Annotated in this window: 10 protein-coding genes; 5 read left to right on the top strand and 5 right to left on the bottom strand. The window is 64.6% G+C overall.

Annotated features, from left to right (window positions below):
• Positions 1–136 precede the first annotated feature (136 nt).
• Positions 137–400, top strand: a complete 264-nt coding sequence (locus N1031_RS20310; RefSeq protein ID WP_259481780.1) for a type II toxin-antitoxin system Phd/YefM family antitoxin — start codon at positions 137–139, stop codon at positions 398–400.
• Positions 397–654, top strand: coding sequence for a type II toxin-antitoxin system RelE family toxin (locus tag N1031_RS20305; protein ID WP_259481779.1), 258 nt, complete (start codon positions 397–399; stop codon positions 652–654). The genes N1031_RS20310 and N1031_RS20305 overlap by 4 nt, the downstream gene beginning before the upstream one ends.
• Before the next feature lie 261 nt (positions 655–915).
• Here N1031_RS20305 and N1031_RS20485 read toward each other — a convergent pair whose 3' ends face one another.
• The 4 genes from N1031_RS20485 to N1031_RS20285 are packed head-to-tail and all read right to left on the bottom strand — an operon-like array spanning position 916 to position 4,508.
• Positions 916–1,296, bottom strand: a complete 381-nt coding sequence (locus tag N1031_RS20485) for a P-loop NTPase family protein (protein WP_310795724.1) — start codon at positions 1,294–1,296, stop codon at positions 916–918.
• Positions 1,293–2,555, bottom strand: a complete 1,263-nt coding sequence (istA, locus tag N1031_RS20295; RefSeq protein ID WP_259481781.1) for an IS21 family transposase — start codon at positions 2,553–2,555, stop codon at positions 1,293–1,295. Before istA ends, N1031_RS20485 begins: the two co-directional genes overlap by 4 nt.
• Before the next feature lie 53 nt (positions 2,556–2,608).
• Positions 2,609–3,241 carry a GNAT family N-acetyltransferase gene (locus tag N1031_RS20290; RefSeq protein WP_259481778.1) on the bottom strand — a complete coding sequence of 211 codons (633 nt, stop codon included), beginning with the start codon at positions 3,239–3,241 and terminating at the stop codon, positions 2,609–2,611.
• Positions 3,210–4,508, bottom strand: coding sequence for a GNAT family N-acetyltransferase (locus N1031_RS20285; RefSeq protein WP_259481777.1), 1,299 nt, complete (start codon positions 4,506–4,508; stop codon positions 3,210–3,212). The genes N1031_RS20290 and N1031_RS20285 overlap by 32 nt, the downstream gene beginning before the upstream one ends.
• Positions 4,509–4,562: 54 nt before the next feature.
• Between N1031_RS20285 and N1031_RS20280 the strand changes: the two genes are divergently transcribed.
• Genes N1031_RS20280 through N1031_RS20270 form a run of 3 tightly spaced genes read left to right on the top strand, consistent with a single transcriptional unit; the run spans position 4,563 to position 6,813 of the window.
• Positions 4,563–4,928: a DUF4406 domain-containing protein gene (locus tag N1031_RS20280; RefSeq protein WP_259481776.1), complete on the top strand. Its 366-nt coding sequence runs from the start codon at positions 4,563–4,565 to the stop codon at positions 4,926–4,928.
• Complete coding sequence (locus N1031_RS20275) at positions 4,925–5,737, top strand: formylglycine-generating enzyme family protein (protein ID WP_259481774.1); 813 nt, start codon at positions 4,925–4,927, stop codon at positions 5,735–5,737. The genes N1031_RS20280 and N1031_RS20275 overlap by 4 nt, the downstream gene beginning before the upstream one ends.
• A complete protein-coding gene (locus N1031_RS20270; RefSeq protein WP_259481773.1) occupies positions 5,734–6,813 on the top strand; it encodes a serine hydrolase domain-containing protein in 1,080 nt (359 codons plus the stop codon). The genes N1031_RS20275 and N1031_RS20270 overlap by 4 nt, the downstream gene beginning before the upstream one ends.
• A 291-nt stretch (positions 6,814–7,104) precedes the next feature.
• On the opposite strand, the gene N1031_RS20265 is transcribed toward N1031_RS20270, so the two are convergent.
• Positions 7,105–7,900 (bottom strand): EcsC family protein (locus N1031_RS20265; protein ID WP_259481772.1); only part of this gene is annotated, 796 nt, incomplete at its 5' end.

Below are 7,900 nucleotides of genomic sequence, written 5' to 3'. Positions count from 1 at the left end.
ACCATTGCGGGGTCTACGCGCCGGTGTGTCCAGTGCGAAGGTGCCCACTTTGTATTGACATAATCCTTATTATCAGCGGTTATGTACACAAGGCTTTATCTCGTACATAACCGTCGATTTGGAGTAATCTGAGGGTATGAGCGAGATTGCGATCACGGACGCGCGTGGGCGTTTGGCGTCGATCATCGATGAAGCTCGGGTCGAGCCGGTGTATCTCACACGCCGCAACAGGCCCGTCGCGGCCGTTGTCGATGCCGCACAGTTGGATCAACTGCTGGAAGACGCCGAGGAGCTCGCGGACATCCGTGCCGTGGATTCGGCCTGGGACGAGACCGAGGAATTAGGTGAGACGCCCGTTCCGTGGGACGACGTCAAGCGCGACCTCGGTCTGGCTCCGTGACCTATCAGATCAAGGTTCTCCCTGTCGCAGTCCGAGCGATCAAGAAGCTGCCACCTGAGGCTAAGCGACGCGTCCAGGCCGCGGTTGAGCTGCTCGCAGAGGATCCTCGGCCGCCGGCAGCGAAGAAGCTCACCGGACGCCCAGAGTGGCGGGTGCGGACCGGCAACTACCGGGTGCTGTACCGAATCCACGACGACGTCCTGACGGTCGTGGTCGTTCTCGCTGGCCACCGGCGCGACATCTACGAAAAATGAGCCCGGACGCGATTGAATCGAGGTGCGATGGTGAATGAACCGATCAGCGACTGCGACGTCGCATATACACCTGGAAGCTACCGGGCGGCCTTGCGGATGTCATCGGGGTGGAGAACCGCGGACGCCGGCAAGCGGTGTCTCCACGGGTACTACGCATTGAACATTGGCCAGCTCATGACTGGCCGGGCGCGTTGCACGTCTTCATCGACGGTGAGCGTGTCCGCATGGATGGCACCCTAGGCGGCAACAAAGGGCTCGGATTCAGCGACGAACGTTCTCTCCGCTGCGGTGGCCCATGCGAGCTGGAACGTGCTCGCCCACGGGGTGAGCCGAATCGGGCTGCCGTTCCTGTGGTGGGGCGCGGTGGTCAGCACGGTGCTCTGGGCGATCGTCGTGCCCTTCAGCGGCGGAATCGGCTCGGGAGGCGCGAACGGCGAGGGCGATCTCGCCGGCTTCCTGCTCGGCGCGGGAGTCTCCGGCGTGATGATGTCGGGCAAGGTGCCCCCGAACTGCGGCGAGATTGTCCCAGACCCGCTCGATGGTCGGGGTCTTGAGAGCGCGGGCGAGGTAGGCGAGCTTCGAGGAGAGCTGCTCGCTGGTCTTCGGGATCGGGGCGTCGATGGTGTTGCTCTTCGTGGTCATTGTGCTTCTTTCTCGTATTCGGTGGGGGTCGTGGAGGTGAAGTCAACGCCGAACAGGGCGTCGTAGTCCGACAGCGCTCGGATCTGGACCCGGTGCCCGTCCGGGTGCTCGCGGACCCCTGCAGGTTTCGGGCGTTGGTAGTGGGCGCGCAGCTTCGCCGCGGCGGTGACGTGCTCAGGATCGGTGATCGTCTGTCCTGTCCTGAACGACCGGTCATGACGGCCAGCTGGTTGCCCGGCGCAAGAGAACGTCACCTCGTCCAACGACGTGGTGGCGTCAACGAACCGACCGATGAACCTCGGGTCGACGGAGTAGTCGTTCCCGTCGAGGCGGACGTAGTAGTCCCTAGCCAGCCGGACTCGATGTGTCAGCCCCGTCGTGGGTGGCCTCGCCGGCAGTGGGAGCATCGCCGCCCGATCGGTGTCGGCGAGCTCGACAGGGCGGGCGGCGATTGCGCGGACCCGACGCTGGTTCGCGCGAGTGTTCAACCAGCCCGTCAGCTGGGCGTTGAAATCATCGACGTCCTGGAAGATCCGGCCGGGTAGGAACGAGGTCTCCAGGAATCGGTTCGCGCGTTCGACGACGCTCTTCGTCTCCGGATCCCGAGGCGGCGCGAGGCGCAGCTTCGTTGCGAGAGTCCCGGCGAATGTCGCGGCGAGGATCGTGGGCTTGCCCAGTCCGCCGATCGCGGCCTCCCGATCCCAGAGCAAAGACCGCGGGACCCCACCGAAGCGCTGCAGCAGAGACCACATGCCCGAGGTGAGATCCCCGCCCTGCCGTGACGGGAGCATGGCCGCCTCGATCCGGCGCGAGAACCCGGACACCATCACCAACACCGGCAGGACACGATCCTGGCCGTCGCCGACTGGGACGCGGGTCTCGGGGAACCAGAGATCGCACTGAATCACCTCGCCCGCCTGATACGAGAGCCGGTCCGCAGGATCGATGCCCTGATACTCCGGTCGCAGCTCCGACACCCGTTCCCGGAACAACGACGGCGAGAACTCCCACCCGACACGCTCCGCGATCACCGTCGCCGGCATCTTCGGAAACTCCGCCAGCAACGCCCGGATCTGCGGCACGAACGCATCGATCCTCGACCCGCGCGGACCCCGAGACCGATCCGGGGGCTCCTCGCCTCGCAACGCTCGACGAACCGTGTTCCGCCCGATCCCGAGGGACCTCGCGATCTGCTTGATCGGCACCCTCTCCCAGCGATGCAACCGCCGGATCTCTGCCCACGTATCCACCGAAAACACCCTCCTAGCCTGAGCCAGGGGGTCCATTCCAAATTGGCGCTAGGGGGTCCGTTCTACGCCGGCACTAACAGACGTCTTGTGCCGGTAAGGACAAGGCGGTTGAGTTCGTCGCGCCAGTCGCCCGGGGTGCCCAGCTCCAGCGTTCGATGTCCGTCGATTCGTGGCCACATGAGTGTTGATCTCCTTGTACGTCGTTTGGTTCTAGACGCGAGTGAGCGGGAGCCGTAGATGGAGGAGCGGGAACGGGCGGCCCTGGTCGTCGAGCGGTGATCGCCCGAGGACTCGGAAACCCCGCGCAGCGTAGAGCTCCGCCCACCTGCATTCGACTCGTTGACGTCGACGGTGAGGTCGGCGCAGCCCGCACGCCGGGCGGTTTCCCTCACCGCGGCCAGCAGCGCCGTCCCTACCCCGGCTCGCTGTGACGTAGCGGTCACGAAGAGCATCTGGATCGCGCCGTTGTCGAAGGCGATGAACCCGAGCGGGGCCGATGCACCGGGAGCGTGTTCATCGGCTTGGCAGGTGGCGACTCGCAGGTCGGTGGCCGCGCGAAGGTAGTCGGCGACGTGAGGCTCGTACCAGTCGATGTCGTCCGGGGTGAGGAAATGGTGGGTGGCCTCGACAGCGCTCCGCCAGACCGGGATGAGCAGTCGGACGTCATCGCTGACGGCGGGTCGTACGGTGATCATCCTCGTGCTCGAGCTCCCGTGGGTTGACTGCTGTCCTACCCGTATCAATCGGCGCCCCCATCCGGTAATTTATGAACAAGACTCCATTTCGTTCGACCTGCTGCTCGGCGTATACGCCGAATCTCTCGCGCTCGAAGAACGGCCGGGCAGTCTTACTCGCGTGCACCGACAGTTCGGTTGCGCCATTCTCTCTCGCGACCGACCGGACCTGCCGCAGTAGCGCCGTGGCAATTCCACGGCGCCCTGCGGTTGGGTCGACGAACATCATGTCGATGTAACCTTCGCTGTTGATGTCGGTGAATCCGACGATCGTCCCGTCGACCTCAGCCACCCAAGTATCAGCTTCCGATCGTTGCCCAGCCCAGACGTCTAAATCAATGCCGGCAGTCCATGCATCTATTTGGGCAGGAGAATAGTCATTGGCTGCGGTCACCCGAATAGCGCTCAGAAAGACGCTGAGCGTCGCGGACGCATCCTCTGGCGCATACCGACGGAGTGTGGGGCCCCCGGTGGTTGCTCTCAACCGACCAGCAGCTGCACGTGGCAGCTGCTCCAGGACCGGGTTGTCATCGAGCGGATCTACGATGATCTCGGTTACGGCGGTAAACTCCACAATCGGCACCCTGGAGATCACGCCGATCTTGTCCTCGCTCGCGAGGATGAAGACGCGCTCGCTCTGGCTCGCTAGGGCGCGCTTCGTCGCCGCATCATCCGCCGTCCCCGTGGTGAGTCCTCCCACCGGATCCACCCCGGCGACCCCCATGAAGAACGAATCAGCGTGGATGCGCCTGGCCTCCTCGATCGCCATAGGCCCACCGTTCACCATCGATTGGCGTGTCAGTTCCCCGCCGAGCATCTGGACCCGGGCATCCGTGCGTTCGGCGACGGCGATGGCGACGGCCGGACTCGGGGTGATGACGGTGAGGGATCGGCGATCATGGAGTAGCGTGGTCAGCGCGAGCGCCGTCGTCCCCCCGTCGAGCACGATCGTCTCACCGTCGTCTATGCGGTCGAGAGCGAGACGGGCGACCCGCGCCTTGCTCGCCACGGCCACGTCACGGCGTTCGGCGACCGGAGGCTCGACATCGCTCACCGGAAGCGCACCGCCGTAGACCCGGACACACGCGCCGATCTCGGCGAGTTCCCGCAAATCGCGGCGGACGGAGTCCTCCGACACGTTCAGCTCTCGCGCAACGTCCTTGGCCACGACCCGGCGGTCCCGCTCGAGGACGGTCAGGAGGTAGCTCTTCCGCTCTCGTGACAACATTCCCACTTGTCTCCATTCTTGCACGTTTATGCATGTTACGTTACCGTACCGGGCATGACGACACCACAATTGATCCTGATCGCCGGCCCGTACCGTTCCGGCACGAACGGCGACGAAGCCGCCATCGCCCGAAACCTGGAGCGCCTCGAAGAAGCCGCCGCACCCATCTACCGCCTCGGTCACGTCCCGATGATCGGCGAGTGGGTGGCCTTGCCTGTTCTGAGCGGACTCACTGAACAGGAATCGGAGAGCGAGGACGTCATGTACGAGACCGCGAGCCGGCTCCTTCGCCACTGCGACGCCGTCCTGCGCCTGCCGGGCGAATCGGCCGGTGCCGACTCCGACGTGCGTATCGCGACCGAGCTGGGACTTCCGGTCTACTTCGACGCCGACGACATACCTGCGTCGCAGACGCCGTGACCAGCCCCGCATCGACACCGGCGTTTCCCTCAATGGTCGTGATCCCGGCCGGGCGGGTTCAACTGCGCGACGCACGCCGCAACGAGGTGAGGCAGGCGGACCTGCAGAGTTTCGAGCTGTCTCAATCCGTGGCGCTCCCGGCGGGCGCGCACGCGCCGGCTACGCACGTCACCTGGTTCGACGCGATCCGCCTCTGCAACGCCCTGTCGGACGCACACGGTTTTGAACGCGCCTATGTGATTAGTGGGCGCAGGGTCGAATGGGATGTTTCTTCCAACGGGTTCCGACTGCCCACGGAAGCCGAATGGGAGCACGCCTGTCGAGCCGGGACCACGAGTGCCCGCTACGGCGACCTCCAAGACATCGCCTGGTCCGCGCTAGATCACGTCGATGGCCCACAGCCTCCCCGCCTTAAAGCACCCAACGCCTTTGGTATGTACGACATGCTCGGCAACGTCTGGGAGTGGTGCTGGGACTATGTGGACCCAGCCCGCTACGGCGACTACAGGGTGCTGCGCGGAGGCAGCTGGTCCGATCAACCGTGGAGTATCCGCGCATCGGTTCGCCGAGGCAGCGCACCCGACGCGGTCCTGGAAGGAACCGGGTTGCGAATCGCCCGAGGCACCGCAGGGGCACAAGGCTCTCGAACCGGGCAGGGCTGGTCCGCCGAAGCGGACCGTGATCGCGCCGACGTGAAAGGGCCCCTTCCGCTGGGCTGGACACCGAATCGAGACCTCATAGACGACGGGATCTACGGAATCGAGAGTCGGCGCGCACAGACTCTGGACCCGATAGGGAGCTCCACATGACGACAAGCGATCGCTTCCGCCCCGCCACCGACGCGTTTCTCGCGCTCGTCGATGACGGCACGGAACGAGGCGGCGCCTTCGCCGTCATGCAGAACGGGCAGGTGATCGCCGAGGCGTGGGGCGGCACCGAATCTGCTGCCGGTACGCCCTGGGACCACAGCACCCGGGTGCAGGTGTTCTCAGCGGGAAAGCCGTTCGTGGCGCTGGCCGCACTCCTCGCTGTCAAAGAGGGTCCGCTAACGCTCGACGACCCCATCAGGACGTGGTGGCCCGATTACCGCGACGACGCGTCCTCGCCCACGACCCTTCGGATGATCCTCTGCCACACCTCGGGCAAACACGCGTTCCCAGCTACGAACCAGGTCTCGCTCTTCGATTCCACCGGGCTTATCCGGCTGATCGCCGATTCCGCCCCAGCCACGACGCCGGGAGCGCTGCTGGTCGAACACGCGGCCACCTATGGTCATCTCGTAGACGGGGTTCTGGCTGCAGTGGGCGCCCCCTCGGTCGCCGAACGCGCCGTGGAGCTCAACACGGCCTTAGGCGTGCGCCTCCATTTCGGCATTCCACCGCAGGAACAAGACGGCATCGCGACCCTCGAGGCGGCCGCGCCCGGGTGGGAGGCCCGTTATCTCGAAACCGAGGTGGCGCGAGCCGCTCTGCTACACCCGCCCGGCCTGCTCGATCTCTCCGTCCTCGCCTCCGAGACATGGCGGGCGGCGTCATTCCCCGCGGTCGGTCTAATAACCGACGCCCTCTCTCTCGCCACATTCTACGACGACGTCCACCGGGACGACGGCGTGGTTGCGGCTTTGCTCGGTGATGAACTCCACCGGGCGCTGCTGCGACCTTCGGCGGTGGGATTCGACGAGTTCGTGCGATCCGATGTGGAGTGGTCGCTAGGCCTTCGCGTCGAAGGCGGGGAGCTCGGCATGGGCGGCATCGGCGGCAGCAGCGCGTGGTATTCCCGCAGGTTCGACTACGCCATGGCGTACGTCACGCGTGGACTCATCGATCACGCGCGAGCTGACCGAGTGGCCGACGTCGTCGAGGCCTGCTTGGCCAGCGACGATTGAGACATCCGCCCTCGCCGGCATCCATCACGGTGCGACAGCGCCCAAATCAATCGGCGCACCCATCTGATAGACCAACACAAGAGCGACCACGCCGTCGATCAGAGCCCAGATCAGTTCGAGACATACAGGGGCATCCACGTTCGACGGGCTCGCTTACGGACCCGCCGCGTCCGCAGCTGCAACTTCCCGAAGCTCCCACGGCGCCCATCGGGGGTATCGCCGTTTTTCTTTTCTATTTCCACACCCATAACAGCTCTACTCCTCCGATCCCCAGCTTGCCGATACCGGCCCTCATCGAAGGTCTGGGCCGCCTGCCTCGGCGAGCTCGTCGAGCACGCTGATTGCCTGGTCAGAGTCGTCGCCGCCATCTGGGTCGATGTCCGGACTCGGCTCCGGCGTGTCAGCGTCGCCGATGTGCGGGTACTTCTCAAGGAGAAACCGGCGTCGATACGCGGCGTCGGCGGCATCGACAATCGATTCCAAAGTGGTCCAGTTGAGAGTGCCTCCGATAAGAATTTCCTCTGCCGGCACGACCTTGCCGAGTCCCTGCTTAGTGAGACGGAATCCAAATGCCTTCGCGAACTGATTGGACACTCGCGAAATGACTGACTTGTTCAGGATCTCCCAGGTTTTACCTCGCACTAGCGCCTGGGTGAGTCGTGAAATGTCGGCCAAGGCGGCCGTCTTAGCGGAGGCGGACATAGCCGTCCCGGCGTTGACCACCGACATTATGAAGAGCTTCTCAGCGGGCTCTTCAGGGTCATATCCGTACAGCAATGAGACGTGGCCCACTGACCGAGACGCAGCACCTAGGACCACTCCTGTGTCTGCTGCAAAGGCACCAACAATCACTGCACCCGAAGGTGCGGCAGCTACTCCGGCCGAGGCAGCCGTGATGAATTCTCCTCCGGAGATTACGAACCCCGCACCCATTCCCGAGAGCGCCGCAGCGGCCGGGTAGTACCAGGTTGATCCTCGCCTCCCGACTGCGTCGATTGGGCGTGAGGAACGAACTGGTGACAATTTGACCTGCCCCACGATCTTGGTTCCAGTCCGGATGGCTAACTTGCGGCGGGGATGTTGTTGA

Origin of the sequence: Herbiconiux moechotypicola, from assembly GCF_024979255.1 — a bacterium.
Classification (GTDB): Bacteria; Actinomycetota; Actinomycetes; order Actinomycetales; family Microbacteriaceae; genus Herbiconiux; species Herbiconiux moechotypicola.
This window is presented reverse-complemented; position numbering and strand designations above follow the sequence as displayed.